The sequence below is a fragment of the Microbacterium sp. NPDC055683 genome, from assembly GCF_053617895.1.
The window spans coordinates 22,379-48,357 of record NZ_JBSHGQ010000030.1 but is presented as its reverse complement, the minus strand read 5'-3'; the positions used below and the strand labels follow the sequence as shown (position 1 = coordinate 48,357).

Here is a 25,979-nt window from a genome sequence, read left to right as displayed (position 1 = left end):
GCCCGGCGCGGATCGCGCCGGGCTCCTCGCCGTCTGAGGTCCGGTGGTCGGGGGTCTCCGGTCGTCAGATGTCCTCGGTCGTCAGAGGTCCTCGGGGGCGAGGTCGCCCTCGCCGTCCTCGCCGAGGTCGGCGACGATCGGGTCGGCCTCCTGCGTCTCGGGCTGCTCCTCGCCGCGCGGCAGGTCGGCGGCGGGGATCTCGTCCGCCTCGTCGGGGATCTCCGCCGGGTCGGCGCCCGTGGCGGTACCGGGCTCGGGGGCGCGCCCCTCCCATTCCGCCTGCGCGGGATCATCCGAGGGATCGGCGTACGCGCTCGACTCCGCGTCGCGGACGGGGCGGATGGCGTCGGGATCGTCTGTCGTGTGCATGCCGCCAGCCTCCCCCGCGCGCCGTGCCCGCCGCAGGGGGTTGCGTGCGGCCGGGGCGCGCGTTAGGCGCCGGCGGGCGGCTGGGTCTTGGCGTCCTGCGCGGGGAACAGCACCTTCTGCACGATGATGATGATGCTCGCCGCGACGGGGATCGCCACGAGCGCGCCGAGCACCCCGCCGAGCGCTCCGCCCGCGACCGCGGCGATGACGACGATGGCTCCCGGCACCGCGACCGCCTTGCTCATGATGCGCGGACTCAGCACGTACGCCTCGATCTGCATGTACACGAGGTAGTAGCCGAAGGCGATGAGCGCCGTCACGGGCGACACGAAGAGGCAGATGAGCGCGTTGATGATCGACGCGCTGAGCGTACCGACGAGCGGGATGAGCGAGCCGACGAACGCGATGAGCGCGAGCAGCGCCGGCAGCGGGGCGCCGATGATCGACATGACGACGAGCGTGAGCACGCCGTTGATGAGCGCGAGGCTCGCCTGGCCGATGACGTAGCGTCCGACGGCTCCCGAGACGTCCTCGAGCAGCTCGCTGAACCGATCCCGCTGGTAGGCGGGCACGAACCGCGCCGCGAGGCGCTTCATGCCGCGCAGCGACGCCATGAAGTAGAGCGTGAGGATGACGACGATCGTCACGCCCGTGACGCCGCCCGCGATGCCCGCGCCGACCGCCACGATGCCGCCGCCGATCGACGTGAGGTTGGCGGGGTCCTGCACGAAGCTCAGGACGCCGGCCGCGGCGTCTTCGAAGGAGTCGCCGAACTGCGCCGCGAGCGTCTGGTACCAGTCGCTCGCGAGCACGTCGTCCACCATCTGCGGTCCGTCGTCGATGAGGTTCGTCACCTGCTCGACGACGACGGGGACGATGGCCGTGATGATGCCCGCGAACGCCAGCAGCACGCCGACGACGACGATCGTGACGGCGGCGGGGCGCGGCAGCCGTCGCTCCAGGAACGACACGACGGGGTCGAGGCCGAGCGACAGGAACAGCGCGATGCCGACGTAGACGAGCACGGTCGCGAGCTGGCCGACGATCGAGCCGATGAGGAGCGCGACGAGCACGCCGAGCGCCCCGAACAGCCCGAACGTGAACGGGCGGATGCGCGTGCCGATGACGCGCACCTCGTTCTGCGGCGGCAGCTCCTTCTCGAACGCGGTCTTGCGGCGCATGGCGCTCCCCCTTCCGTCGACGACGGTCCCGTCGAGTCCGGTCCTGTCGCGTCCGATCCTATGGGCGCGCTCAGCCGTCGAGCAGCGCCGCGGCGAAGAGGGGGCGCGCCGCGTCGGCGCTCGGCGGGTGGAAGAGGCTGGCCGTGACGTCGCGATGCAGGCGGGCGAGCTCGTGGCCGTTGTCGAAGGCGGCGCCCCCGGCGCATACGAGCGCCGTCTCGACCGCCGCCCTCGCGTCGTCGGAGGCCGCCAGGCGCGCGCTCACGAGCCGCACGGGCCATCCGGCCCCGTGGTCGACGAGGTCGTCGAAGTCGCGCGTGTACGCGTCGAGCTGGGCGGGCACCGCGAGGTGCGCGCGGTAGGCGTCGGCGAGGCGCGCGCGGTGCTCCGGCACCTCGGCGAGCGTCGTGCCGCTCTTCGCCGACGTGCGGCGCCGCAGCCCCTCCGCGGCGAGCGTGAGAGCGCGCTCGGCGACGCCGGCGTAGACGGAGGCGACGAGCAGCTGGAAGGCGCTCGTGATCGCGAACACGAGCAGGTCGGGATGGCGGCCGGCGGGGATGCGCCGTGCGACGTGCTCGGGGCGGATGCGCGCGCGGTCGAGGCGCGTCGTGCGGCTCTGCGAGGCGCGCATGCCGAGCACGTCCCAGTGGTCCGAGACCGTGATGCCGTCGGAGTCGCGCGCGACGAAGCCGTAGACGAGCCGGGGGTCGTCGGGGTCGGAGTCGTCGAGGCCGTGCGCGATGAGCCGCGTCCACACGGGCGACAGAGACGTGAAGACCTTCGTGCCGGTGAGCAGCCATCCGCCGTCGTCCTGCGCCTCCGCGCGCGTCGTGGACCCCTGCAGCACCCAGTCGTTCGCCGGCTCGCTGATGCCGAAGGCGAAGACCTCCCCGGCCGCGGCGTCGTCGAGCACCCAGGCGAGCGAGTCGTCGCCGCGCGCGATCATGGCGCGCACGACGGCCGTGCAGAGCAGGTGCATGTTGATGCCGAGTGCCGTCGCGGGGGCGGCTGCCGCGAGACGCTGCTGGAGGCGCGAGACCTCGTGGAGAGACAGCCCCGCGCCCCCGAGCTCCTCGGGTACGAGGAGCGTGAGGTACCCCTGGGCGCGCAGCTCGACGAGGTCGTCGTCGAAGAACGCGTTGTCGCGATCGGCGACGGCGGCGCGGGCGCGGAACCGCTCCCGCAGGTCGTCGGGGAGGAAGCGCTCGGCGAGCGCGCGGTGGCGCTGCTCTCGGTCCATGTCGGTCTCCTATCCGTCTGCGCGCGCGATGAGCAGCGCGCCGTTGTGCCCGCCGAACCCGAACGACGTCGACAGCACGGTGTCGACGCGGGCCTCCGTGCGCGAGCCGACGAAGCGCCATCCGGGTTCGGGGTCGTCGAGGTTGAGCGTGGGCGGCAGCACGCCGTCGCGGATGGTCCGCGCGGCGATGATCGCCTCGACGACTCCCGCGGCCCCCAGCAGGTGCCCTGTCGACGACTTCGTCGCGGTGACCGGGATGGCCCTGGCCCCGTCGCCGAGGGCCGCGGCGAGCGCCGCGAGCTCGGCGGCATCGCCCGCGGGGGTGCCGGTGCCGTGCGCGTTGACGTGGTCGACCGCGCCGGCGTCGACGTGGGCGTCGGCGAGCGCGTCGCGGATGGCCGCTGCCGCGCCCGCTCCGTCGGGGAGCGGCGCCGTGGGATGGTGCGCGTCGCTCGAGGCGCCGAATCCCGCGATCTCCGCGAGGGCGGTCGCGCCGCGCGACCGTGCGCCGTCCGCCGACTCGAGGACGACCGCCGCCGCTCCCTGCGCCATGACGAAGCCGCGGCGGGCGCGATCGAAGGGGCGCGACGCGGTCTCCGGTGCGTCGTCGTGCCCCGTCGCGAGCGCGCGCAGGTTGGCGTTCGAGGCGAGGTTCACCGGGCCGAGGCAGTCCTCCAGGCCGACGACGACCACGGCGTCGGCGTAGCCGTGGCGGATGCGCCGCATCCCCTCGCCCAGCGCGACGGCGCCGCTCGCGCACGTCGCCGACATGGCCGAGGCGGCGCCCGTGATGCCGTGCCGCTGGCTGATGAGGGCGGCTGCCGCGTCGGGGGCCCCGTGGATGGCGAGGGTCAGCGGCACGGCACGCGGACCGCGGGCGTCGAGCGCGCGCGTCGCCGCCTGCATGGCGTCGACGGGCCCCGAGCCCGTCGCGGCGATGACGTGCACCCGGTGGGGCGCCGCGGGAAGGCCGCCTGCCTGCCCGAGCGCCTCGTCGGCCCCCGCGACGGCCCACTGCAGCACGGGGCTGAGCCTCCGGGCGAGCGCGGGGTCGAGCGCCGTCGTGAAGCCGCGCACCTGCCCGCCGATGCGCACGGGGAGGCCGTCGACGTCCACCCCCTCGAGGCGGCGGATGGCGCTGCGGCCGTGGGAGACGGCATGCCACAGGGCGTCGACGCCGATGCCGCTCGGCGTGACGGCGCCGAACCCGGTCGCGACGACGCGGCGCGCGCTCACAGCCGCTCCGCCTCACCGCGCGCGACGAGCGCGGCCGTCTCGCCGCGGCGGAGCTTGCCGCCCACGGTGCGCGGGAGACGGGGCACGCGGTACCAGCGGCGCGGCGCGAACTGCGGGGCGAGGGCCGTGCGTGCGCGGCCGGCGAGCGCGTCCTTCGAGGCCGAGTCGCCCTCGACGACGAGCGCGATGACGGAGCCGAGGGTCTCGTGCGGGAGGGCGATCGCGCAGACGGCGCCCGCCATCCCGTCGAAGGCGCGCTCGACGTCGGCGAGCGAGACCTCGTGCCCGCCCGTCGCGACGATGTCGCCGGCACGGCCCGCGAGCGCGAGACGGCCGTCGACCATCCGCGCCTGGTCGTGCACGGTCGCCCAGCCGTCGGGCCCGCGGAGCACGGCGTCGGAGGTGCCGGCGAGGTAGCCGTCGGAGCACGCGGCGGCGCGTACCCAGAGGGTGCCGAGCTCGCCGCCCGGGAGGTCGCGCCCCGCGTCGTCGCGGATGCGCACCTCGATGCCGTCGTACACGTCGAGGTGCGAGCCGCCGCGGCTGTCGCCGATGAAGCCGATCTCGGCGGCGCCGTAGTAGTTGACGAGGCGCGTGCGCGGCAGGACGCCGGCGAGCCCGTCGCGCAGGCTCGCCGGCAGGTGCGCGCCCCCGGTGACGACGAGGTCGAGGTGCGCGAGCGCCGCGGCGTCGCGCCGGGCCGCGTCGACGAGGCCCTGCACGACGGCGGGCACGGCGACGACGCGCGTGATGCCCTCCTCGCGGATGGTGCGCGCGGCGTCGAGCGGATGGAAGGCGTCGGCGAGGTGCACGCCGCCCGCGGTCGCGAGGCACTCGATGACGGCGTAGAGCGTGAGGCTGTACGAGACGGGTCCGGGCGCGAGGGTCTGCACACCGGGCAGCGGCTCGAGGTGCGCGCTCGAGACGGCGACGTTGGCGCGGTACTGCCCGCGGGTCTTGAGGAACGCCTTGGGATCGCTCGTCGTGCCCGAGGAGAAGAGGAGGAGGAACGCCTCGTCGGCGTCGCGCACGGTCGGCGGCGCGGCCGTGCCGTGCCGGTCGAGCCCGTCGAGCCCGACGAACGCTCCGCGCCATCCTCGCTCTCGGAGGGCCGCGGCGAAGGCGGGGTCCTCCCCCACGACGACGCCGATGCCGGTCTGGAGCACGACGCCGACGCGGTGCGCGAGCGGCCAGCGCGGGTCGATGACGGCCGACACGGACCGGTACCCGGCGAGGCCCGCGACGATGCGCGCGGTGTGGAAGGCGGAGCCAACGCTCACGGCCGTGATCGGGATGCCGCGGGTCTCGGGCGCGGGCGCGACCGGATGGGCGCGGTGCAGCGCATCGACCGCGGCGGCGACCCGTCGGGAGTCGGCGACGAGCTCGGCGTAGGAGAGGCGTCCGTCGTCGCCCGCGATCGCGACGCGGTCGGGATGCCGCGCGGCGGCATCGAGGATCGCGGACGTGATCGGCACCCGCCCAGTCTAGGAAGCGGGGGCGCGGGTGCGGCCATCCGTCATCGGCGCGCGAACAGCGCGTGCAGCAGCGGAAGCGCCGACGCCCACATGAGCACGGCCCCGAAGCCGACCTCGGCGCTCTGCAGCACGGCTCCCCCGATGAGGAGCCCCGCGAACAGCACGCCGGAGACGGCGCGGCGCACGAGGTTCTCGAGCCGCGCGAGCTGGCGGTCGAGCTTCGGCGTCGCGACCTGCACGGTGCCGTCCTCGAACCGGGAGATGAGCCCGTCGACGCGCTTCGGCAGCCGCCACGCGACGGCGGCGACCTCGCCCGCCTCGGCCATGACGTCGCGGACGACGCCTGCGCTCTCCTCGCGGAGGAGGCGGGCGGCGTAGGGCTCGACCGAGTCCCACAGGTTGAAGGCGGGGTCGAGGGCGCTGCACACGCCGGAGGTGAGCGACATGGCGCGGATGACGAGGAGAAAGTTCTCGGGGAGCTGGAACGGCAGCGAGCGCACGACGTCGCCGAACTCGTCGGCGAAGGCGCGGAACTCGCGCGGGTCGACCTCGCGCAGCTCGGCGAAGCCCATCCCGCCGAAGCGGGCGAAGAGCTGCGCGAGCGCGCGCTCGAGCTCGGCGGTGTCGGCCGACGGGAGCAGCATGCCGATGTCGCGGACGGCGGCGAGGAGGCCGTGCCCGTCGCGCCCGGCGGCGGCGATGAGCAGCTTCCGGAGGCCCGCGCGCGTGGAGTCGGGGACGGCGCCCATCATCCCGAAGTCGATGAACGTGAGCACGAAGCCGCCGTCGGCGCGGGGCGTCACGAAGACGTTGCCGGGATGGGGGTCGGCGTGGAAGGAGCCGTGCGCGAAGAGCTGGTCGAACATGACGGCGGCGAACACGGGAGCGACGTCGGCGGGGTCGATCCCCGCCGCGCGCAGGGCGTCGTGGTCGGTGATCTTGACGGCCGTGACGTCTTCCAGGGTGAGGACGCGGCGGGTCGTCCGCTCCCAGACGACGGAGGGCACGGCGACGCGGGCGTCGCCCGCGAAGTCGTCCGCGAAGCGCACGGACGAGGCCGCCTCGTGCAGGTAGTCGATCTCCTCGCGGCTCGTCGCGGCGAACTCCTCCACGAGCGCCGGCATGTCGACGCGGTTCGAGACGACGCGCACGCGGCTGAGCCACCGGCCGACCTTGCGGAGCGCCGCGAGGTCGACGTCGACGACGGCGTCGATGCCGGGGCGCTGCACCTTCACCACGACGTCCGTCAGCCCGGTGTCCTCCGCGTCGGCGGCGTTCAGGCGCGCGCGGTGCGCCTGGCCGAGCGAGGCGGCCGCGATGGGCGTCTCGTCGAACCAGGCGAAGACGCGGTCGAGCGGCGCGCCGAGCTCGGCCTCGGCGGCGGGCCGGAGCGCGTCGAAGGGCACGGGCGGCACCTCGTCTTGCAGGCCCTCGAGCTCGGCGGTGATCTCGGGCGGCATCACGTCGAGGCGCGACGACATGAACTGCCCGACCTTGATCATGAGCCCGCCGAGCTCGACGGCGAGGCCGTGGAAGCGCCGCGCGAAGCGTGTCATCCGGCGTTCGCGGGTGCGGTCGGCGACCGCCTGCAGACCGATCCGCGGGAGGACGACCTCGTACCACCAGGCGACGGCGAGGTGCCTGCTCGCGAAGCGCAGGATGCGCCGGTAGCGCGCCCGCGTCTCGGGAGTCGCGGCCCCGTCGGCGCCCGCCGCCACCGCGCTCAGCCCTGCGCCAGGATGGCGTAGATGCGGCGGCGGGCGTCGTCGAGGATGTCGACGGCCTGCTGCACCTGCTCGGGCGTGCCCGTGCGGCCGATCTGCGCGGCGGCCTGGGCGAGGTCGACGCCCGCCTTGGGCAGGGCGCCGAACGAGGGGCCATCCGAGGCGGTGGACGAGCCCGAGCCGGCGCCCGTGCTCCACGGGACCTCGGCCTCGGCGGCGACCGCGCGGCCGGCCTCCGTCATGACGTAGGTCTTGCGGCCGTTCGACTCCTCCGCCGTGACGAGGCCCTCGTCGGCGAGCAGCTGCAGCGTCGGGTAGACGGAGCCCGCGCTCGGCTTCCAGCTGCCGCCGCTGCGCTCCTCGATCTCGCGGATGATCTGGTAGCCGTGCATGGGCTGCTCGGCGAGGAGCACGAGCACGGCCGCGCGCACGTCGCCGCGGGCCATCCGCGGGGAGGCGGCGCGCTTGTCGAACGACGAGCGCAGCTGCTCCATCATCTGCCAGACGCCGTCGACGGGGTTGGCGCCGCCGAACGGGAACGAGTTGGTGCTCATGATGACCTCCATCGGATTCGAACGATACCCAACGATATGTCGTGATCGCTCGGAACGATAGGGGTCAGTGCATGACATCCGGGTCGGCGTCGCCCTCGTGGCCCGGCAGCGTCGCCGACAGCACGCGTTCGACGAACGCCGCGTACTCCTCCATGTAGTGGCGGAGGAAGGTCTCCGTGTGCGGGTCGGTGACGGACCCGTCGTCGGCGTACGCGTCGGCGTGGAAGGTGACGTAGGCCTCGGGGGCGTTGAGCTGCGGGGCGTCGAGGAAGCTGAGCACGCTGCGCATCGACGCCTGCATGACGGCCGTGCCGATGGCGCCGGGTGAGGCGCCGATGATGCCGGTCGGCTTGCGGGCGAACGAGTTCTGGCCCCACGGGCGCGAGCCCCAGTCGATGGCGTTCTTGAGCGGCGCGGGGATGGAGCGGTTGTACTCGGGTGAGACGAAGAGCAGCCCGTCCGATGCCTCGATCGCCTTCTTGAGGGCCGGCACGGCGTCGACGGGGCTGAGTTCGTCGTCGCGGTTGTACAGCGGCAGGTCGCGGATGGGGATCTCCTCGAGCTGCAGGCTCGGCGGGGCGAGGTGGACGAGGGCCTTCGCGAGCACGCGGTTGATCGAGTCGCTCGAGAGGCTGCCGACGAGGTATCCGATGCGGTACGTCATGGCTCCGGTCTACTCCGACACGCGGCGGATGTCACGGGGTGGTGTCGGCGTCGCCGCCGCCGGCGTCGGCCGGTCTACGCTGGAACCCCGCGTGCGAAGGAGCTGTCATGAGCCGACCGGATGAGCATCACGTGCCCCTGCCCGACGAACCGACGGTTCCCGAGCTCGAGGAGGACGAGAACGTCGCGCCCCGCCCCGAGGAGGAGATCGCCGACGTGCTGCGCGCCGAGCCCGATACCGAGGATCACGCGCGGCACTGACCGGGCGCAACCCCCTCCCGCCGCGACGTCGTCGTCGCTAGCCTCGTGCGATGCGCGTGCAACGACTCATCCTCATCCGTCATGGCGAGAGCGTCGGCAACGAGGCGGCGAGCGCCGCGGAGGCCGCGGGAGACGAGGTGATCGACCTCCCGTTCCGCGATGTCGACGCCCCGCTGTCGCCGCTCGGCGAGAGGCAGGCGAAGGCGGTGGCGGCGGTGCTGAGGGAGGTCGGCGACGCGGAGGTCTGGTCGTCGCCGTATGTGCGCGCGCACCGCACGGGCCTGCTCGCGGGGGCGAGGCCATCCGTCGACGAGCGGCTGCGGGATCGCGAGCTCGGCGTGCTCGACCATCTCACGTCGCACGGTGTGCGCGAGCGGTTCCCGTCGGAGGACGAGCGGCGCGCGCATCTCGGCAAGTTCTACTACCGTCCGCCCGGCGGCGAGTCGTGGGCCGACGTCGCGCTGCGGCTGCGGTCGTTCCTGAGCGATGCGCTGGATGCCCCGCACGAGACGGTGGTCGTGTTCGCGCATGAGGCGCTCGTGCACCTGACGCGGTATGTCGTCGAGGGGTGGGACGAGCGGCGGGCGCTCGCGGCCGCGATCGCCGAGCCGGTCGCGAACGCCTCGGTCACGGTGCTCGAGCGGTCGGATGGCGCGTGGCACGCCGAGCGCGTCGGCGACGTCGCGCATCTCGTCGAGGCGGGCATCGCGCCGACGCTGCACGCGGGGCGCCGCGATGCGGCGGCCGAGGGCGGCGACATCGATCCGGGTGAGCCCGACGACGCCGAGGAGGAGAGCCGTGTCACGGCGGAGTGAGCGGGTGACTCAGCGCAGGCTGCGGCGGTGGGGGCTGCCCGATCCGGGGTCGTCGAAGTACGACCGCGGCACCGTGCTCGTCGTCGGCGGGGCGCTGCGGAGCCCCGGTGCGGCGATGCTCGCGGGCACGGCGGCACTGCGGGTGGGTGCGGGGCGGATCACGCTCGCGGTCGCGCGATCGGTCGCGGCGGCGGTCGGCGCGGCGGTTCCGGAGGCCGGGATCGTGCCGCTCGCGGACGAAGGCGGGTCGGTCCGCGGCGACGTGTCGCTCGCGGCGGAGCTGAAGGGCGTGCAGTGCGTGCTCGTGGGGTCGGGGCTCGACGACGTCGATGCGGCGGGCGGGCTGCTCGCGGGGCTCATCACGGATGCGCCGCCGTCGGTCGCGTTCGTCGTGGATGCGTTCGCGCTCGCGGCGTTGGCGCGGCGGCCGTCGCTCGCGGATGCGCTGCGCGGGCGGCTCGTGCTCACGCCGAGCCCGACCGAGGTCGGGGTGCTGCTCGGCGCGGAGGTTCCGTCTGAGGGCCGGGCGTTCGTGCGGGCCGCACGTGCCGTGGCGGAGCGGTACGGCGCGGCGGTCGCGACGCAGTCGCTCGTGACGGATGCCGACGGCTCGGCGTGGCGCATCCGCGCGGGCGGGCCGGGGCTCGGGACGTCGGGTTCGGGCGATGTGCTCGCCGGTGCCGTGGCGGGGTTCGCCGCGCGGGGCCTCTCCCCCGCGCGCGCGGCGGTGTGGGGCACGTATGTACATGCGGCCGCGGGTGACGAGCTGGCCGGGCGGCGGGATGGCGTCGGCTATCTCGCCGGGGAGCTGGCGGGGCGCCTTCCGGGGGTGATCGGGCGAGTGTCGTCAGTCTCGTGAGGAGGCGTTGACGCTGCCGGAGCGCTCCTGGCCGCTCAGGCGGGCGATGGCGGCCATCATGCGCTCGGTGATCTCGCGGCGGGCCTTGCCGTCGGGGATGCCGTCGAGGTCGGTGAGGTCGAGCGGCTCGCCGAAGCGCACCTCGAGGCGCGGGCGTCCGGGGCGCAGGTGGCTGAAGGGCGTGGCTGTTCCCGTCCCGACGAGGCCGACGGGCACGACGGCGGCGCCGGTGTCGCGAGCCATCCAGGCGGCGCCGCCGTGGCCGTCGTGCAGCTTGCCGTCGCGCGAGCGGGTGCCCTCGGGGAAGACTGCGAAGACGCTTCCGGCGCGGAGGATGCTGCTGCCCGCGTCGAGGGCGGCGCGGGCGTCGCGGCCCGTGGCGCGGTAGACGGGCACGCCGCCGATCGAGGTGAAGAACCAGCGCTTCGCGCGGCCGAGCAGGCCCGAGCCGGTGAAGTACGCCGATTTGATGAGGAACTGCACGGGTCGGATGGCCGCGGTCGGGATGATGACGGTGTCGAGCGATGCGAGATGGTTGCTCGCGAGGAGCACGGGGCCGCTGGCCGGCACGTTGTCGCGGCCGACGATGCGGGGGCGGTAGAGCAGCCAGAAGAGCGGGCGCAGGATCACGCGGCCGACGAAGTAGACGGCGCCGGGGCGGGGAACGGGGGCGGGCACGGCGTCTGGCACGTGGATACCTTAGCCGGGTGGGTGTCTCCCCGGCAGTGAGGGCGTCAGGCGGTTGCGGGGTCCGCCGGCGATGCCGTCGGCGATCCCGTCGTGCGGTGCGACCTCCCAGTGCACCACGGTTGTTCTTGAGGGGATGAGCGGGTCTACCCATTCCGCGACGCCAGCGACGATCGTCTCCGTCAGCAGCTGCCGCGACCATCCGACCGGTCGCGGCGGAACCGGAGGCTCCCAGCCTTCCTCGCCCCAGATCACGCCGAAGCGCTCGTGCTCAACGCCGAGCTCGCGGTCGAGCGCGACGGCGTCATCGCCTTCGAACCAAACCCAGACACTGAACGGGCCTTCGGCGTCCTGGTCAACGAACACCTCGATGAGGACGCCGGCGCCAGCGTTGACTGTTGCGCGATGGATCGCGGCGACGCACGCGGAGGATGCTGTGGTCGCGCCGTCGAGGACTGTGAGGACGGTGCGCTGGTACTCGGTGTGATCCATGGCGCTCACTCTGTTGAGGCGACGGGCTGGGATTTTGAACCTGCGACCCCTTGGAGGATCCGGTCGAATGCCGGTCTCCGCCGATCGTCTCGGGAACTCGCGGATTCCCTTGTGTTGACAGGGAACCGAGCGGTTCGCTTGGTCCGAGTGTACCCGGTTGGCGGCGGGCCTTGGCGGGTGATTCAGGTGGGTTCCTGATGGGTCGCTCTTCGGACTCGCGCCGAGAACAATTGACGGGCTCGAGCGGCATCCGGATGGAGAGGCGGATCACTGAGAGTCCGTGCGTATTCGCGGTTCCCATGGCGGTCGTTCGACGGAATGAGTACCGGCTGATGACAGCCCTCCGGACGACTTCTGGTCATCGTTGTGCCCAGCGCGCGATGTCAAGCTGCGCGGAGTCGTTCGGGCACGGGAGGTTCACAGACGGCGCAGCGCGTTCGGAACGCCTCGACCCGGCGAAGCGTCGCTAATCATGCGCATAAAGGAGCCGCTATCGTGCAAAGCATCGAGCGGCGTATACGCGCACTGGACGCCACGCACGACTCGCCCTGTCCGCGCGACGACAGTCCGGGGCTCACGTACGCAATTCCAAGCACGCTCAGCCGCCGCTGATCGCGCACTCTCTCCGAGGGTCCACGAACGTCATCGGGCCCGAAAGTCGGCGTGCTAGAACTCGCCCGCACCGCGCGACGGTAACCTCCTATTGCAAGACCCTCAGGACAGTGCGAGGCGGAACGAGCCGGGGACCTCCGTGCCTGCGAGCCACTGGGATCGCATGAGAGCCTCGGAGTCGGACATGGTGCACACGTAGTCGGACAGGGCGCGGAAGTGCCCAGGCTCGAGGGATTCTGTCGACTGCCGAGTGATGGGCACCGCGACGTTGTTGCGCGCGAGCATGGTCAGCAGCGTCGGCGGGAGAGAGTGTTCCTTGGGGGCGGTGCAGATCCAATCCGCGAGACCTTCCATCAGAATCTCGATGGACCTCGTCTGAGCCCGCTGCATCGAACCCATGCGGGGTCGAGACACTAGGTAATGGCGCGTGATGGATTTCAGCACCTGCATTTGATGCCAGGCTTCCGACGTGAGGTACACCGACGGGCCGTCCGCGTACGGTGGTTCCTCGTTCAATTCGATGGCGTCGAAGAACTTCGTGATGAAGTCTTTCAGCAGTAGTCGCAGATTCTGCGCGTAGTCCTGAAGATCGGGGTCCCCGAGCTGGGTGAGGAAGCGGCTCACATCGTGCAGGGCGGCCGCATAGTCCCGGTCGTTGTAGTGGGGTGAATACCCTGCCCGATGCCGCCTTGACGCTTCGACGAACACCAGGGGCTGGGAGAACCGTCCTGATGTCTTCGTGAAGTTGGCGGCGCTGAAGTCCTGCTTCTCACGCATGTCGTGAACGATGCCGGCGTCGTCGAGCGCCGCATTGATGTCGTTGAGGACAAGGCCGACATCGATGAGACCGGCTGCGAGGAAGTCCTCCAGGTCGTGGATGGCGTAGGCAACGTCGTCGGCGAGGTCCATGATGGACGCTTCCAGCGTTTGTCGTCCGTGGTCCTCCCCGGCCACCCCAAGGTTGAGGACCGCAGCGCGCACGTACCGAAGCTGGTCGGCATCGTCCTGGTAGGCCCCGAACTTCCGATTCCGCCTGTCGTCGTATGGCTTGCGCTTCGCATACGGGTACTTGAGGATCGCCGCCAGGGTGACGTTCGTCAGGTTCAGCCCGTAGACGGTGGTGCCCTTATTGCGGTCAAGACGTGTCACGGTTCGGAACGTCTGCGCGTTCCCTTCGAATCCGTCCTCGACGTCCTTGAGCTCCAGGTAGGCGTCCAACGCGTCCTCACCGGCATGGCCGAACGGGGGGTGGCCTATATCGTGTGCAAGTCCGGCAGCCTCACAGGCGGCGATATCCAGGCCGCCCGCAGCGGCGATGACTGACCGCCAGGCGTCGTTCCTATCGGCGCTGCGTGCCACATGGTCAGCGATCTCTCGCGCGATCATGGCCACCTTGTGGGTGTGCGATGAGCGACTGTGCATCTGCGCGGACGCAAGCTCGGGCGAGACGACCTGGGTCACGCCGGCAAGGCGTCTCAGGTACGCCGAGTAGCCCAACCGGCCGCGGTCGCGTTCGGTTTCCGTGCGGTGATCCCGATCACTCGGCTGGGACGCTTCCCGTCGGCCGTAGCGTTGCTCGCAGGTGCGCGGCAGAACCCACGATCCGTCGGCAAGTTTGACTAGCGCGTCCGGCGGGTTCTCAACTGCCACTGGCTCAGTCTACAAGTTCCAACTTCCCAGACCGCAGGTCCGCGGTGATCCGATGGTCGGCGACGGCAGAGTTGACGACGTACGGCATCTCGGAAACCGACATTTCGGCGTTCGTTGCCGCCTCGCGCATCGCTTCGCGCTGAGACACTGTCCCGCCGTGCTCCTTGACGACCTCGACGAGGATTTCGATAAGTTCCTTCAACTGTTGGGTTCGTGAGTCTGCAACGCGGTCGGCAACAAGTGTCATCGAGATCCCCTCCAGGGCGACGAGTAGGAGGTCTTAAGCCTACCGGCTTCGGGCTGTGAATCATACCCTGCGGCGGATCAAACGAGCAGATGATCCGGGTGCGTCGGCGTCGGCAAGAGCTCGTCCCGGGGCGTGGGCACTGTACCGTGATAGAGAGTGAGCCGCAAAGACGTGACGGGCAGGAGTTAGCAGTGTCGAGTGACCTCGTGTCCGCTGAGGCGGTGCCGCATCCGACCCACGTCACCTCACGCCACTACTCACGCGAATACGCCAACTTGGCGCGCAGATATTCGGGTGAGTCGCTCGACGTGAGTTTTCGACAGTTAGTGGGTGTGCTTCCGGCGAACGAGTACACGCATGGACTGTACCCGTACCCTGCGCGACTCCTGCGTCACATTCCGAGATTCCTGCTCGCGACCGATGCGGTAGTCGACGGCGTCGACTTGGTCTTCGACCCGTTCGTAGGCTCGGGTACCGTACTGCTCGAAGCGCAGCTTCGGGGCATCGCGTCCGTCGGTGTGGAGCAGAACCCTGTCGCTGCGCTTGTCAGCCGTGTCAAAGTGCGCGCGGAGGAGGTCGGCGACGTGGAGGCGCGGCTCGATGAGGTCCTCGCGGCAGCGAAACGGTGCCGCCGTCCCACGATCCCGTCGACCGCGCTCGGCCGCTGGTACGCGCCGGCGGCGCTTTCGGCGCTGGGAAGGCTCCTCACTGTCGTTTCGGAGACCGCCGACATTTGCGACGCCGACCGGGACGTGGCGATGCTGTGCCTGGTGCTGACGGCGCGGCGGGTCGCGACAACCGACCCGCGGATTCCCGTCCCGGTGCGCACGCAGAGGAACGCGGCCGCGACCGCCTCGGATGTGTGGGAGGAGTGGCGTGCCGAGGCGACGGCGATGGCGGCAAAGCTCGAGCGGCTGCCGAGGCACCGTCCACCCGCGCACGTGTGGACTGGTGACGCGCGCAATCTCGACATGTGGCCCTCGCGAGAGGAGGCACGCACCACCCTGCTGCTCTCGAGCCCCCCGTACGGCGCGGCGCAGAAGTACGTGCGGAGCACGAGTCTGGAGGCGGGCTGGTTGGGACACGCGCCGACGGGACGGACCGTGCATATAGAGCATGGCAACATCGGCCGCGAACACCTTTCGGCGAAGGATGCGACACTGACGACCGCCGACGTGTGGAGCCCGAGCCTCCGCGGCCTCCTCGAAGGCATCGGTAGGAAGGACGCACGCCGGGCAGCCATCTACCTGACGTATTTCGTCGACATGCAGGCGGCGTTCACTAACGCACGCACGACGGGCGTGAAGCGGATCGCTCTCGTGACCGGTACGAACAGCGTCGTAGGGAGCACTCTGCACACAAACCAGCATCTCGCGGAGATCGTGCAGTATCTGGGCTACCAGCGGACGCTGTCTGTGCGCGACCCGATCCGTGGCCGCGCACTGCTGACCGCCCGACGCAACGGGACGCCATCGCCCGCAGAGTACATCGACGTCTTCGAGGTGAATCCAGATGCTTGAGCTGGGTGGTGCAGACGAGGACGAAGCAGGCGTCCGCCGACGTATCAAAGTGCTGTCCGAAGTGCTGTGGGAAGGAAACGGCACGGTCCCCGATGTGAACCGGTGGCTGGAGAACTTCACCGGCAAGACCGAGAACGTCTCCGTTCGGGTGGAGCAATCCCACGCAGCTCACCTGCTGTCCCACTTCACGTACTTCGGGTTGCGTGAAGTACGTGAGCTGCTCACGGCGATGTACCGAGACCTCTTCCGGTACGAGATCATCCAGCGCATTCGGGCCGACGCGGGCGGACGCTCTGATGCGGAGTACCTCCAGGCCGAGTACGAGGCGCAGCTGGCACGCACCAGGTTTCTGGGCGTCGGCAACCCGTCCGAGAGCGGAACGCACCTGCTCTACTACTTCCGCCAGGACAACACCCTCGACAAGGAACTGTTCCCGAACCCCTACCAGATCCTTTCCCACTCGAGTGAGGACAATGAGTTCCGGATCGCGGACCCCGAGCTTCGACGCGTGGTGTTTATCGACGATGTGCTCGGCACGGGCACCCAAGCGGTGCAACACAACGTGGACTTCGTTGAGCTTCTCCGCGCAGCCGCGACCCGCAGCGGCCAGGATGTTGAGATCTGGTACCTCACGATGTTCGCGAAGCCGATAGGACTGGACGCGGTCCGCGACCTGGGCTTTGACCGGGTGGAAGCCGTCCATGAACTGAACCAGTCGCAGCTCACCTTCAGCGAGGAGTCTCATGTGTACTCGGACCCTCCGGCGGGGATCGAGCGAGACATCGGGCGCATGGTCGCTGAGCGCTATGGTGCTGACCTGGCGCCGGGGAACTGCTTCGGCTTCGGGGACGGACAGTTGATGCTGGGCCTGCACCACAACGTTCCCGACCACACCCTGCCCATCTTCTGGGTCAACGACAGTGTCGTGGCGTGGGAGCCGGTGTTCCGCCGCTACAAGAAGGAGCTGGGGAGTGATGCGTAGCCCGTTCGAGGTGACGAAAGCAGTCGACCTCAACGACCCGCAGATCGAACGGACCTACGTCGCGTTCGCCGGCCGTGAGCGCGCAATCGTCGACCCTGCCAGCCCGATGCCGCAGTTTCTCACGGGGGTCAAGGGCGGCGGTCGTACGCACCTGATGCGGCACTTCTCGTTTCCGCTGCAGAAGGCGCGAGGTACGCGACCGCTCGCCGAGATCCAAGCTGACGGCTACCTCGGCGTGTACTTCCGATGCAGCGGACTCAACGGCAGCCGGTTCGTCGGAAAAGGACAGAGCGCGGACATCTGGTCGTCCGCGTTCGCGTACTACATGGACCTGTGGCTGTCCGAACTGCTCATCGCCACGGTGCGGGATGTCGGGGAGTCCGAGAGCTGGGCGGAGGCAGATGTGGCCGACGTATTCGACGCGGTCGCGGGCACCATTCAGTTGTCGGCTGACGAGAGCGTCGGGGCGGGCCGCTCGCTGTCGGACGCGCTGGCACGGCTGTCCGTGATCCGAGGCGATCTCGACTGGGTCATCAACAACGCCGCTCACACCGGCCGGCTGGACATCAACATCCGCTCCAACCCGGGAGAGCTCGTCTTCCGGGTCTGCCAGGCCGTGAGCAGACTCCCGGGTTTTGAGGGCATCCGGGTGACGTTCCTCGCCGACGAGTACGAGAACCTCGCCCATGACCAGCAGATCTACTTCAACACCCTGATCCGTGAGAAGGAAGCACCGGCGACGTTCCTGGTCGGTGGTCGAAGCTGGGGTATCAAGACGCACAAGACATTGAGCGCGGGTGAGGAGAACAAGAAGGGCAGCGAGTACGAGATCTACACGATTGAGGACACGTACGCGCGCGACCCCAAAGCGTATGAGGCGTTCTGCCGCGAGTTGATCAGCGTGCGGTTGCGAGAGTTCGAACTCAGCGCCGAAGAGGCGGAGACCTGGATAGGTCGACTATCGTTCGAGTCCGACGACCGGTTCTTCAGTAAGCGCCTCGGAGCCGTCCTCGAGAAGTACGCGCCGCACGAACGTCCCTACCTCACGCGGCTGCGTACCGCGACCCAACGCGCGCGTTCCGCCGCCGTCGCCGATGACGTGTGCGCCTCAGTCGCCCTGCCCGACTACCCGCTGCTGGAGAAGCTGGCGGTTCTCAAGTTCTACCAATACTGGGCCAGCGGACAGACACCGTCTGCCGAGACCGCATCGAGGGCTCGCGTGTGGGTGGAACCACTCATCGAGGGCCGCGAGAGCACAAAGCTTGCGAACTTCTTCAAGCAGCGCAAGAGCGACGCGGTCGCCCAGATCTACAAGGAAGCGAACCGGCGCACCGCGTATGCCGGTTTCGGTGAACTCGTCGGCATGTCCGGGTTCCTCCCGCGCAGCCTCCTCATGATCCTCAAATACGTGTCGCATTGGGCGGACTTCCACGGTGAGGACGTGTTCAGCGGAGCCGTTCCCATTTCGGAACGGGCGCTCAGTGAAGGAGTGCTCGACGCGGCACGGTGGTATCTCGCCGACGCGAAACCGCTCGGCACCGAAGGCGAGGAATGCGAGATCGCGGTGAGACGGCTCGGCGTCTACCTGCAATCGATCCGGTATTCGGACAAACCGAGCGAGATCGACATCACGACATTCTCATCGCCGCTGACGGGAGTGTCAGAGGACGCTCTGAGCGTCCTGGAACGGTGCCTTGACCATGGCCTTCTCGTTGAAGTGATTGGAGGTCGAGCCGCTCGCAATCACGGCTCACAGCATCGGAAGTTCCAGCTTCACCCGATGCTGACACCTTTGTGGGGGTTGAAGCCCGGCCGGCGCGGGGACGCGACGTTCAGCAGCGAGACCATCGAAGCGATCTTCAGCCCCGCCGTATCGGAGCTCTCCTTCTCCCGTGCACGTGAATCCCTGGAACTCGCGCTGAACGCTCCATTCGGTCGTTCAATCGACACCCGAGACCCGCTGTTCTGATGAGCATCGAATACTCCGCGTTCCGGCGGGCGAAGATCACGTTGGCGCAGTTGCCCGCGCAGCATTACGACCTGTTCCTCTCCTCGTTCAACAGCTCAAGACGAGTTCGACTCCTCGCGGACGCGGTCAACGCGACGCGGAAGGTATGGATCGCCCACGAGGAGTACGCCTACACCAGTGACGAACTTCCTGACGGTGAACTTGTCAACGCGTCGCAGGCCATCGCTCCGGCGGAGTCGTGGGCGGAGGTGCTCGACCATCTTGGCGGTGCGTCCGCACTGTCAGGGATGCGGGTTGCCATCGACATCACCGGGATGATGCGCCCACACATCGCCATGCTGCCGTTCGCACTGAAGCGAGCAGGAGTCGACGAAGTCACGGTCTACTACTCCGATCCAGAGTCCTACGTTCAGGGTGAGCGCACGCGATTCACCAAAGGGCCGGTCGCTCGGGTAGGGCTCATCCCCGGGATGGAAGGTGCCCATACCAACCGCCCCAGCCCTCGCGACGCGCTCATCATCGGCGCAGGATACGACCACGGACTGGTCAAAGCTGTTGCGGACGACAAGCCCAACGCTGAGCACGTGATCCTGCTGGGGCTGCCGAGCTTGCAACCGCATATGTATCAGGAGAGTGTCCTGAAGCTGGAGAACGCTCGAGAGTCGATACGGGACTACCGGCCCGCAACGCGATCCTTCGCGCCAGCGAACAACCCGTTCGCAACGGCGCAGGTCATCGCGGCGAAGGTCGTCGCATTGGGGGACCTTGACCATATCTATCTGACCGCTGTCGGCACGAAACCGCAGGTCCTTGGCTTCGCTTGGTACTACTGGTGTGAGGCAGCTGGGCAGAACACCAGCTTCCTGTTCCCGTTCGCCGAGCGGTATGAGCAGGACACGACTAACGGAATCGCGACCATCCACGAGTACGTGCTCGAACTCGGTTTTGTGCGTGACCTTGGACGCCCGAAGGCTGCCGCGAAGTTGTAGACGCGCTTCGCGTATCACGACGGGATCCCGGCTACCCGTCTCAACGACTGCAACTGACGGCAGCCGCCTGCGGTCTGGCCCCGAGGACCGCACGCCAGTCCAACGCTTGACGATGCATGCGGCCCAGCACCGCCCGGTTGAGGATCCGCGACGGCCTACAACTCGCTAGTCCCGAGTCGATAAGGTCGGGTCTGGGGAACAACAACAGGCGTCATAAAGGGCAAGATCGGGGAACGATGGGGTTCTACGTCAGAAAGAGCGTCAAGGCTGGGCCATTCCGCTTCAATCTCAGCAAGTCCGGCGTTGGCATCAGCACGGGGGTTCCGGGATTTCGAGTAGGCACTGGGCCTCGTGGGAATTACGTCCACATGGGACGGGGTGGTGTGTACTACCGCGGTTCGCTCGGCTCAGGTAGGCCAGCCGCTGGCGGCGCGGCGATGATCCCGCCGAGAGTGTTTGACCCGAACGCAGTGATCATGGAAGACGTCACAGGGGCAACAACGCTCGACATGCACCCGACAGGTGGTGGCGACGTCGTCGATCAACTCAACGCAGCCGCGAAGCACTTCTCGACCTGGTGGATCGCCGCCATCGCGGCTTTCGTGATCGGCGCCGCAATCCTGCCCTGGGGGATGCTGGTCTGGGTGCTGGCGGCACCGCTATGCTGGTGGCTCTTCCAGCGGGACGCGGCTAAACGGAGAGTCGTGCTCTTCTACGACGTGAACGACTCCGCCGCGGCATGGTTCGACTCGCTAGTCGCGCAGTGGTCTTGGTTCACCGACGCTCAGAGACTCTGGAGAACCGTGTCGTCGGGGCAGGTGCAGACCCTTTACCAGCACAAGACGAACGCCGGCGCCAGCAACCTCGTCCGCAAGGAGTCAGCCACCGCCACACTCGCTGGACCGAAGCACCTTGCGACGAACGTTGCAGTGCCGACCATAACCGCAGGATCTGCCAGCATCCACTTCCTCCCCGACCGTTTGCTCATTCGCGAAGGAAAGCACTACACGGACGCGAGCTACCGCGCTCTCGACTCGGTCGGGAAGCGCCAACGGTTTATTGAGAGCCCGGGTGTGGTCCCGAAAGACTCGCAGCAAGTCGGACAAACATGGCAGTACGTCAACAAGGGTGGAGGACCCGACCGGAGGTTCTCCAACAACCCGGTTCTCCCGATCATGCTCTACAGCGACCTCAAGCTGAGGACACCACAGGGGCTCGACTGGGAGATCCAATGCTCCAGACCCGACGCCGGACCCTCCATCTCACAGGTCATCGCCGCAGCGCCCATCCCCAAGGTAGCTCCCTAGCGGGTCGATTCTTTGCAACGTCCCGAGATGTCGCGCGAAGCAACCCCTATCCCGCGCTCTACTTCCCGCCCGAAACCGCCCCTCGACCGGACACCGCCCGTATAGGGAAGACGGGAGCACCTATGAGAGAGACGAGCATCACGCGAAGGGTCGGGGCAGGTCAATCATGAACGATAAGTCACTGAGCGGTTTCAAGAGGATCTATGCGCTACGACCAGACGTCCTCTTGGACGTCGACGGCTACAGGGAGTCCCTCAGAGCTGAGCACCCCGACATTTACGCATACACGCTCGAGGTCAGTGATCTCGAGCTTCAGGCACAGGTGGATGCGGCCTTGCGGATTCTGAGCAGGTCTGAGGGCAACGAGGGCGGGGGGCTCGCCCCGCCAGCTGGTTGACCCGTTACTGCTCTCGAGAAAACACTCGCTCCAGCATCTCGGCCGTGACCGGGTTGACCATCTCGCTGCGGCGGATGTGGTGCTGGATGGTGATTTTCGGGTCTGTGTGCCCGAGCAGTTCGGCGGCGAGCTCGACACCTGCCTGCTCGTTGATGGCGGTGGCGACCGTGCGGCGGAACATGTGCGGGGTGACGTCGGTGATCCCGGCACGGTCGAGGACGTGCCGGAGCTGACGGCGCACGTTGTTCGTCGTCAGCGGTGTTCCCTCTCGACTGCAGAACAACAGGGCGTCGAGTGACGTATCCTCCAGCCGGGTGAGCCTGCGTCGTACCGCTTCAGCGGTGAACGACGGGATCGCCACGGTCCTCCGCGACTTCGCTGTCTACGGATGGTCCTGCCGCGTGGTCGGCTCGCCGCGATGGCTGACGATCGTGCCGGTGATCCGGATGGATGGGGTCGGGCTGGTGACGTCGATGTCTCGGCGTCGGATGGCAAGGACCTCGCCGATGCGGGCGGAGGTGCCGAGCATGACCTCGACGATCGCGCCGAGCTGTCCGTCGGGCTTCGGACCGGAGATCGAGCGTCCGGCCTCCCAGTAAGCGATCGCGGCCCGGATCGCGTTCTCCTCCGCTGGCGTCAACGCGTTCGGTGTGGACGCCGGCCGGTGCAGTCTCGAGACATAATCCATCGGGTTCCGCGGTAAGAGCTCATGCCTGACGGCGAGACCGAGCGCGAGACGCAGGACCACGCGGGCCTGTTTGGCGCGGTTGTAGCTCTGCTTCGCGAGCTGCTTGAGGAAATGGTCGGAGCGAGCGACGCCGATCTCCCGCAGCGTCAGATTCCCGAAGGCGGGCATGACAAGGGTCTGCATGTTCCGCTCATACAGCTGCAGAGAGCGCTTCGACAGGCGGTCTTCGAGTTCGAGGTCTTCAAGCCAGTACGCGACCAGGTCCGGGAAGGGGCGGTGCGGGGTGAGCGCCGAGGACGACGGCTGGAACAGGCTCCGATCGGCGAGCTTCGCCTTCAACGCCCGCTCGGCGGACTTCCGTGTGTCTCCGGTCGCTTGGACGAGTCGCGTCTTGCCGTCCCAGTCGCGGTAGCGGGCGCGGGCGACGACGCGTCCGCCGGGGCTCAGGAGGTAGCCGATCTCCCCGAAGGTGCCGATGGTCAAAGGCTGCCGGCTCATCGGATCACCTCCCCTCTGGAGAGGCAGGCGGCTCGGGGTCGCGTTGATGCTCGATCCAGATCCGTACGTCCGAGAGCGCTAACTTCAGATGCTTCTCGAAGCGATACGCCCGCGGACCGAGGCCACGGGTGCGCCAGTCGTAGACCGTCGAGACGGGCACGCCCAGGTAAGCGGCGAGCTCGCCGACGTCGAGCAGCGGTTCCAGGCCCCAGGGGTTGTCGGTCGGGCGGTGTTCGGTGTCCATACCGAACAGGTGCGTCCTGCTCCCACCCACGGATCGGGAGCAACCGGCAAGACGGGGCGGCTGCCGAGCGCGGCGGCCCGAACGAGCGGGGAGGGCGTCAAAGTGATGGGCTTTCGATGACCGGATCACATCCACCTACAGAAAAAGTCCCGGAAACCCTTGAGTTTCCGGGACCTCTCGGTCGGGCTGACAGGATTTGAACCTGCGACCCCTTGACCCCCAGTCAAGTGCGCTACCAAGCTGCGCCACAGCCCGCTGCCGGGCGAACCCGGACAACTCGAACAGTCTAGCCTGTCGCGAAGGGTGCCGCGAACCGGGGCGCACCCCGCGAGTGTCGGCGCCACGGAGTACGGTCGGGGCATGGCCGAGATCACGATGACGCCGGCGACCACGGCGCAGTGGAACGACGTGCAGAGCGCCCTCACCGGTGGCGGAGACGGGCGCAGCTGCCAGTGCATGTGGCCCGTCCTCTCGAACGCCGACTGGCGCACCACCACGGTCGACGAACGCGAGCGGATGCTCCGCGACGAGATCGTTGCCGGCCCTCCCCCGGGCCTCGTCGCCTACGTCGACGGCACCCCAGCCGGATGGGTCCGCGTCGGCCCCCGCCCGACCCAGCAGCGCCTCGGGCGCTCGCGCATCGTGAAGACCGGCACCACCGAACCCCTCGACGACGACAGCGTCTGGGCCGTCTCGTGCTTCTCCGTCCGCCGCGAGCACCGCCGCCAGGGACTCGTCGGCGAACTCCTGCAGGGCGCCATCCGCTACGCCCGCGAACGAGGCGCACGCGTTCTCGAGGCCTACCCCATCGACGTGGCGGCCGGGAAGACCAGCTCGAACGCGCTCTTCGTCGGCTCCCTCTCCACCTTCGAGGAGGCCGGCTTCGACCTCGTCGCCCACCCCACCACCACGCGCGTTGTCGTCTCGCTCACCCTCTGACCCTGCCTACGATGGACGGATCATGAGCGACTCCGTCCGCATCGACGTCTGGCTGTGGGCCGTCCGCGTCTACAAGACCCGCTCGGCCGCCACCACGGCCATCCGCGGCGGACACGTCCGCGTCAACGGCGACCCCATCAAAGCCGCCTACAGCGTCAAAATCGGCGACGAGGTGCGCGTGCGCATCAACGGCTTCGACCGCATCCTCGGCGTCCGGGGCATCCTCCACAAGCGCGTCAGCGCACCCCTCGCCGCCGAGGCCTTCGAAGACCGCACCCCTCCCCCGCCGCCCCGCGAGTTCGTCGCCCCCATCGTCACCCGCGACCGCGGAGCCGGACGACCCACGAAACGCGAACGCCGAGAGATCGACCGCCTGCTCGGCCGCGACGACGCGTACTGATCAGGCGCCCGTCGGCACCCACACGCACACGAGCGTGTCGTCGACATCCGGCTCCGGCGCGAACCCCGCCAGCACCCATCCATCCGGTTGCCGCAATGGGTAGTGCGTCAGCGCATAGTACGCACGCTCGCCCGATGCCGTGGTCGCAGGTGCCGCGGCCGACGGCGCCACCCGACCGGTCGCCGCCATCACGGTCGCTCCGCCGTCCGTGCGCACAGGACAGTGTCCGCCCCAGCCGAGACCATCCGTCGTCATCGGCCACGAGCCGTCCGCCGTGCCATCGCCGACGATCGTCACCGTGCGCACCGTGTCCAGTGTCCCCACTTCCGCGCACGGCGACTCCTCGCCCGTGCCCCGTCGCACCTGCCGGATCTCGAATCCCTCGGAGACCGCCGTCACCTCGGCAGCGCTGTCTGCGCAGCGCCCTCCGAACGTGAGCGGATACGGCACCTGCTGCGGCGGCGCCCCCTGCTCGGGCTGCGCCAGCCACACGAAGTGCGCGGTGTAGATGCCGTTCCCGGCCTCCCACGTGAGCGGCGCCGCGGCGTCGAGCAGACCGTCCCCGTTCGCATCGGCGTAGACGGGATCACCCGCTGTGAACCGAGCCTCCTGCTGGAAATACGGGTCGACCGCCGTTCCCACCCCGCCCTGAAGCGTCACCTCGACCCACTCGCCCTGCGTGTCCCATGTCCAGGTCGCCGCATCGAGATCGTACGAGCGGATGCCCTCCGGATCGACACTCGGCACAGCGGTCGTCTCCGACACGGACGGCTCCGATGAGACGGACTCTGTGGGTTGCTCGACGTCACTACCCGGAACACATCCCGACAGCACGAACGCCGCGACGAGCGCGGCTGAGATCCCCCCGATCCAGCGCATGCTCACACGCTAGGGAGCGCACGAAAACCCGTCAAGCTCCGCGACTCAGTCCAGCCGGTCGAGCAGCCACCGCGTGCCGACGACCGACGCGCCGACCGCCTCGAGCCGACTGCGCAGCTCGCGATCGCTCGTCACGGCCGTGAGCCGAAGGCCCGCACCCACGCCCGCCTCGGCGCGGCGCACGATCTCGTCGTCGCCCGATCCGTCCGCCGTGTAGACGCTGACGTCATCGGCGTGCTCGATTCCGCGCGCCGCGCCCTCCACGACGAGCGCGAACCGCGGGAACCACCGGCTCCCCTCCAGCCCCAGCGCATCGGCCGGCAGTCCCGCGACAGCGAGCGCCGCGATCCGATCGCGCAGACGACGCGCGGCCCCGGCACGGTCGCGCCACCAGCCATCCGGAACCGACCCCACGACGTTCGCCGCGTCGATCAGCACCACGGGACGGATGGCCAGCTGCGCCCGCAGCATCGGCCACGCCTCCGCGAACCCGGGATGCAGCGGCAGCGCATCCACGTCGTCGACCGGCACCCATGCCAGCTCGAGGCTCTCGGGATCGCTGATGACGGGCTCGAACGGATCGGCGACATCCGCCACGACCGTCGTGTAGCGCCAGATGCCGACGTCGTACACCGACGTGAACCGCGGCACGACCGCACCATCGGGAACGCCGGCCTCCTCCTGCGCCTCGCGCACGGCACCATGCAGCGGGCTCTCGCCCTGGTGCAGCGCGCCGCCCGGCAGCGCCCACGTGCCGCCGAAGTGACTCCACCCGACACGATGCTGCAGCAGCACCCCGCGCGCGGCATCGAAGGCGAGCAGCCCCGCTGCCCCGAACCGACCCCAGTACCGGGTGCCGTCGTCGGCCACGACCCACGCGTCGCCCGGATCGCGCGGGCCATCCGGCCGTCGCGGCTCACCGGGTGCAGGGCGCTCGATCGTCACCCCTCCACCCTCGCACACGCGCGTGTCGAGCGGATGACGCGGGGGTCATGCCGCGCAACGGGCGGAACCGCCGGGCCGCGATTCGGAGGGGCGGTGCGGGTGACGCCTGCCGGGGCCGACACGCGCACGCCGGCCCCAGCCATCCGAAAGGCGGCAC

General features: G+C 69.3%; 27 protein-coding genes, 1 tRNA gene and 1 pseudogene. 11 read left to right on the top strand and 18 right to left on the bottom strand.

Annotated features, from left to right (window positions below; translation table 11 throughout):
- Window positions 1-81: 81 nt before the first annotated feature.
- The 8 genes from ACWGPF_RS12215 to ACWGPF_RS12180 all read right to left on the bottom strand — a co-directional run bounded on the left by ACWGPF_RS12215 (window position 82) and on the right by ACWGPF_RS12180 (window position 8,443).
- Window positions 82-369: a sugar ABC transporter ATPase gene (locus tag ACWGPF_RS12215; RefSeq protein ID WP_452333075.1), complete on the bottom strand. Its 288-nt coding sequence runs from the start codon at window positions 367-369 to the stop codon at window positions 82-84.
- Window positions 370-431: 62 nt separating this feature from the next.
- Complete coding sequence (locus tag ACWGPF_RS12210) at window positions 432-1,550, bottom strand: AI-2E family transporter (RefSeq protein WP_452333074.1); 1,119 nt, start codon at window positions 1,548-1,550, stop codon at window positions 432-434.
- Between the two features lie 70 nt (window positions 1,551-1,620).
- Window positions 1,621-2,790 (bottom strand): acyl-CoA dehydrogenase family protein, encoded by a 1,170-nt coding sequence (locus ACWGPF_RS12205; protein ID WP_452333073.1) that lies wholly within the window; start codon window positions 2,788-2,790, stop codon window positions 1,621-1,623.
- 9 nt (window positions 2,791-2,799) lie between these two features.
- Window positions 2,800-4,026 (bottom strand): beta-ketoacyl-[acyl-carrier-protein] synthase family protein, encoded by a 1,227-nt coding sequence (locus tag ACWGPF_RS12200; protein ID WP_452333072.1) that lies wholly within the window; start codon window positions 4,024-4,026, stop codon window positions 2,800-2,802.
- The gene (locus ACWGPF_RS12195; protein ID WP_452333071.1) at window positions 4,023-5,501 is read right to left on the bottom strand and encodes a class I adenylate-forming enzyme family protein; all 1,479 of its coding nucleotides are present in this window, start codon (window positions 5,499-5,501) and stop codon (window positions 4,023-4,025) included. Before ACWGPF_RS12195 ends, ACWGPF_RS12200 begins: the two co-directional genes overlap by 4 nt.
- 41 nt (window positions 5,502-5,542) lie before the next feature.
- Entirely contained in the window at window positions 5,543-7,228 is a 1,686-nt protein-coding gene (locus tag ACWGPF_RS12190) for an ABC1 kinase family protein (RefSeq protein WP_452333079.1), read from the bottom strand.
- Window positions 7,225-7,779 (bottom strand): PadR family transcriptional regulator, encoded by a 555-nt coding sequence (locus ACWGPF_RS12185; protein ID WP_345442231.1) that lies wholly within the window; start codon window positions 7,777-7,779, stop codon window positions 7,225-7,227. The genes ACWGPF_RS12190 and ACWGPF_RS12185 overlap by 4 nt, the downstream gene beginning before the upstream one ends.
- A gap of 64 nt (window positions 7,780-7,843) precedes the next feature.
- Window positions 7,844-8,443 (bottom strand): NADPH-dependent FMN reductase, encoded by a 600-nt coding sequence (locus tag ACWGPF_RS12180; protein WP_452333070.1) that lies wholly within the window; start codon window positions 8,441-8,443, stop codon window positions 7,844-7,846.
- A 107-nt stretch (window positions 8,444-8,550) separates the two neighbouring features.
- Here ACWGPF_RS12180 and ACWGPF_RS12175 point away from each other — a divergent pair, with 107 nt between their 5' ends.
- The 3 genes from ACWGPF_RS12175 to ACWGPF_RS12165 are packed head-to-tail and all read left to right on the top strand — an operon-like array spanning window position 8,551 to window position 10,377.
- Window positions 8,551-8,703: a hypothetical protein gene (locus ACWGPF_RS12175; RefSeq protein WP_345442237.1), complete on the top strand. Its 153-nt coding sequence runs from the start codon at window positions 8,551-8,553 to the stop codon at window positions 8,701-8,703.
- A 50-nt stretch (window positions 8,704-8,753) separates the two neighbouring features.
- Window positions 8,754-9,518 (top strand): histidine phosphatase family protein, encoded by a 765-nt coding sequence (locus ACWGPF_RS12170; protein WP_452333069.1) that lies wholly within the window; start codon window positions 8,754-8,756, stop codon window positions 9,516-9,518.
- A 4-nt stretch (window positions 9,519-9,522) separates the two neighbouring features.
- Window positions 9,523-10,377: an ADP-dependent NAD(P)H-hydrate dehydratase gene (locus ACWGPF_RS12165; protein WP_452333068.1), complete on the top strand. Its 855-nt coding sequence runs from the start codon at window positions 9,523-9,525 to the stop codon at window positions 10,375-10,377.
- On the opposite strand, the gene ACWGPF_RS12160 is transcribed toward ACWGPF_RS12165, so the two are convergent.
- From ACWGPF_RS12160 to ACWGPF_RS12145, 4 genes are all read right to left on the bottom strand, one after another.
- Entirely contained in the window at window positions 10,366-11,067 is a 702-nt protein-coding gene (locus ACWGPF_RS12160; RefSeq protein ID WP_452333067.1) for a lysophospholipid acyltransferase family protein, read from the bottom strand. The genes ACWGPF_RS12165 and ACWGPF_RS12160 overlap by 12 nt on opposite strands.
- A gap of 9 nt (window positions 11,068-11,076) precedes the next feature.
- Window positions 11,077-11,556: a DUF6389 family protein gene (locus ACWGPF_RS12155; RefSeq protein WP_452333066.1), complete on the bottom strand. Its 480-nt coding sequence runs from the start codon at window positions 11,554-11,556 to the stop codon at window positions 11,077-11,079.
- 714 nt (window positions 11,557-12,270) lie between these two features.
- Window positions 12,271-13,818, bottom strand: a complete 1,548-nt coding sequence (locus ACWGPF_RS12150) for a deoxyguanosinetriphosphate triphosphohydrolase family protein (protein WP_452333065.1) — start codon at window positions 13,816-13,818, stop codon at window positions 12,271-12,273.
- 4 nt (window positions 13,819-13,822) lie between these two features.
- The gene (locus ACWGPF_RS12145) at window positions 13,823-14,065 is read right to left on the bottom strand and encodes a hypothetical protein (RefSeq protein WP_452333064.1); all 243 of its coding nucleotides are present in this window, start codon (window positions 14,063-14,065) and stop codon (window positions 13,823-13,825) included.
- A gap of 191 nt (window positions 14,066-14,256) precedes the next feature.
- Here ACWGPF_RS12145 and ACWGPF_RS12140 point away from each other — a divergent pair, with 191 nt between their 5' ends.
- The 6 genes from ACWGPF_RS12140 (at window position 14,257) to ACWGPF_RS12115 (ending at window position 21,229) form a co-directional block, all read left to right on the top strand.
- Entirely contained in the window at window positions 14,257-15,585 is a 1,329-nt protein-coding gene (locus tag ACWGPF_RS12140; protein WP_452333063.1) for a hypothetical protein, read from the top strand.
- Entirely contained in the window at window positions 15,578-16,567 is a 990-nt protein-coding gene (locus ACWGPF_RS12135) for a phosphoribosyltransferase-like protein (protein ID WP_452333062.1), read from the top strand. Before ACWGPF_RS12140 ends, ACWGPF_RS12135 begins: the two co-directional genes overlap by 8 nt.
- Window positions 16,560-18,536 (top strand): ORC-CDC6 family AAA ATPase, encoded by a 1,977-nt coding sequence (locus tag ACWGPF_RS12130; protein WP_452333078.1) that lies wholly within the window; start codon window positions 16,560-16,562, stop codon window positions 18,534-18,536. The genes ACWGPF_RS12135 and ACWGPF_RS12130 overlap by 8 nt, the downstream gene beginning before the upstream one ends.
- Window positions 18,536-19,525, top strand: coding sequence for a hypothetical protein (locus ACWGPF_RS12125; RefSeq protein WP_452333061.1), 990 nt, complete (start codon window positions 18,536-18,538; stop codon window positions 19,523-19,525). Before ACWGPF_RS12130 ends, ACWGPF_RS12125 begins: the two co-directional genes overlap by 1 nt.
- Window positions 19,526-19,761: 236 nt before the next feature.
- Window positions 19,762-20,832, top strand: a complete 1,071-nt coding sequence (locus ACWGPF_RS12120) for a DUF4236 domain-containing protein (protein ID WP_452333060.1) — start codon at window positions 19,762-19,764, stop codon at window positions 20,830-20,832.
- A 166-nt stretch (window positions 20,833-20,998) separates the two neighbouring features.
- Window positions 20,999-21,229, top strand: a complete 231-nt coding sequence (locus tag ACWGPF_RS12115; RefSeq protein ID WP_452333059.1) for a hypothetical protein — start codon at window positions 20,999-21,001, stop codon at window positions 21,227-21,229.
- Between the two features lie 4 nt (window positions 21,230-21,233).
- On the opposite strand, the pseudogene ACWGPF_RS12110 reads toward ACWGPF_RS12115, so the two are convergent.
- The 4 genes and pseudogenes from ACWGPF_RS12110 to ACWGPF_RS12095 form a co-directional block, all read right to left on the bottom strand.
- Window positions 21,234-21,593 (bottom strand): annotated as a pseudogene (locus tag ACWGPF_RS12110) (tyrosine-type recombinase/integrase); the annotation flags it as partial.
- An 18-nt stretch (window positions 21,594-21,611) separates the two neighbouring features.
- Window positions 21,612-22,415 (bottom strand): tyrosine-type recombinase/integrase, encoded by an 804-nt coding sequence (locus tag ACWGPF_RS12105; RefSeq protein WP_452333058.1) that lies wholly within the window; start codon window positions 22,413-22,415, stop codon window positions 21,612-21,614.
- A gap of 4 nt (window positions 22,416-22,419) precedes the next feature.
- A complete protein-coding gene (locus tag ACWGPF_RS12100) occupies window positions 22,420-22,659 on the bottom strand; it encodes a helix-turn-helix domain-containing protein (protein WP_452333057.1) in 240 nt (79 codons plus the stop codon).
- Between the two features lie 181 nt (window positions 22,660-22,840).
- Window positions 22,841-22,914, bottom strand: a tRNA-Pro gene (locus ACWGPF_RS12095).
- Between the two features lie 105 nt (window positions 22,915-23,019).
- On the opposite strand from ACWGPF_RS12095, the gene ACWGPF_RS12090 reads away from it, so the two are divergent.
- Both ACWGPF_RS12090 and ACWGPF_RS12085 read left to right on the top strand, forming a co-directional pair.
- Complete coding sequence (locus ACWGPF_RS12090) at window positions 23,020-23,598, top strand: GNAT family N-acetyltransferase (protein ID WP_452333056.1); 579 nt, start codon at window positions 23,020-23,022, stop codon at window positions 23,596-23,598.
- A 22-nt stretch (window positions 23,599-23,620) separates the two neighbouring features.
- The gene (locus tag ACWGPF_RS12085) at window positions 23,621-23,998 is read left to right on the top strand and encodes an RNA-binding S4 domain-containing protein (RefSeq protein ID WP_345442274.1); all 378 of its coding nucleotides are present in this window, start codon (window positions 23,621-23,623) and stop codon (window positions 23,996-23,998) included.
- Here ACWGPF_RS12085 and ACWGPF_RS12080 read toward each other — a convergent pair whose 3' ends face one another.
- A complete protein-coding gene (locus tag ACWGPF_RS12080) occupies window positions 23,999-24,763 on the bottom strand; it encodes a hypothetical protein (protein WP_452333055.1) in 765 nt (254 codons plus the stop codon).
- A 159-nt stretch (window positions 24,764-24,922) separates the two neighbouring features.
- The gene (locus ACWGPF_RS12075) at window positions 24,923-25,822 is read right to left on the bottom strand and encodes an NUDIX hydrolase (protein ID WP_452333054.1); all 900 of its coding nucleotides are present in this window, start codon (window positions 25,820-25,822) and stop codon (window positions 24,923-24,925) included.
- Window positions 25,823-25,979: the final 157 nt, after the last annotated feature.

Excerpts from the sequence above, each read along its gene's own strand:
- ACWGPF_RS12215 (WP_452333075.1), bottom strand. The coding sequence starts at position 369 with ATGCACACGACAGACGATCCCGACGCCATCCGCCCCGTCCGCGACGCG.
- ACWGPF_RS12210 (WP_452333074.1), bottom strand. The coding sequence starts at position 1,550 with ATGCGCCGCAAGACCGCGTTCGAGAAGGAGCTGCCGCCGCAGAACGAG.
- ACWGPF_RS12205 (WP_452333073.1), bottom strand. The coding sequence starts at position 2,790 with ATGGACCGAGAGCAGCGCCACCGCGCGCTCGCCGAGCGCTTCCTCCCC.
- ACWGPF_RS12185 (WP_345442231.1), bottom strand. The coding sequence starts at position 7,779 with ATGAGCACCAACTCGTTCCCGTTCGGCGGCGCCAACCCCGTCGACGGC.
- ACWGPF_RS12180 (WP_452333070.1), bottom strand. The coding sequence starts at position 8,443 with ATGACGTACCGCATCGGATACCTCGTCGGCAGCCTCTCGAGCGACTCG.
- ACWGPF_RS12175 (WP_345442237.1), top strand. The coding sequence starts at position 8,551 with ATGAGCCGACCGGATGAGCATCACGTGCCCCTGCCCGACGAACCGACG.
- ACWGPF_RS12170 (WP_452333069.1), top strand. The coding sequence starts at position 8,754 with ATGCGCGTGCAACGACTCATCCTCATCCGTCATGGCGAGAGCGTCGGC.
- ACWGPF_RS12155 (WP_452333066.1), bottom strand. The coding sequence starts at position 11,556 with ATGGATCACACCGAGTACCAGCGCACCGTCCTCACAGTCCTCGACGGC.
- ACWGPF_RS12145 (WP_452333064.1), bottom strand. The coding sequence starts at position 14,065 with ATGACACTTGTTGCCGACCGCGTTGCAGACTCACGAACCCAACAGTTG.
- ACWGPF_RS12135 (WP_452333062.1), top strand. The coding sequence starts at position 15,578 with ATGCTTGAGCTGGGTGGTGCAGACGAGGACGAAGCAGGCGTCCGCCGA.
- ACWGPF_RS12130 (WP_452333078.1), top strand. The coding sequence starts at position 16,560 with ATGCGTAGCCCGTTCGAGGTGACGAAAGCAGTCGACCTCAACGACCCG.
- ACWGPF_RS12125 (WP_452333061.1), top strand. The coding sequence starts at position 18,536 with ATGAGCATCGAATACTCCGCGTTCCGGCGGGCGAAGATCACGTTGGCG.
- ACWGPF_RS12120 (WP_452333060.1), top strand. The coding sequence starts at position 19,762 with ATGGGGTTCTACGTCAGAAAGAGCGTCAAGGCTGGGCCATTCCGCTTC.
- ACWGPF_RS12115 (WP_452333059.1), top strand. The coding sequence starts at position 20,999 with ATGAACGATAAGTCACTGAGCGGTTTCAAGAGGATCTATGCGCTACGA.
- ACWGPF_RS12105 (WP_452333058.1), bottom strand. The coding sequence starts at position 22,415 with ATGAGCCGGCAGCCTTTGACCATCGGCACCTTCGGGGAGATCGGCTAC.
- ACWGPF_RS12100 (WP_452333057.1), bottom strand. The coding sequence starts at position 22,659 with ATGGACACCGAACACCGCCCGACCGACAACCCCTGGGGCCTGGAACCG.
- ACWGPF_RS12090 (WP_452333056.1), top strand. The coding sequence starts at position 23,020 with ATGGCCGAGATCACGATGACGCCGGCGACCACGGCGCAGTGGAACGAC.
- ACWGPF_RS12085 (WP_345442274.1), top strand. The coding sequence starts at position 23,621 with ATGAGCGACTCCGTCCGCATCGACGTCTGGCTGTGGGCCGTCCGCGTC.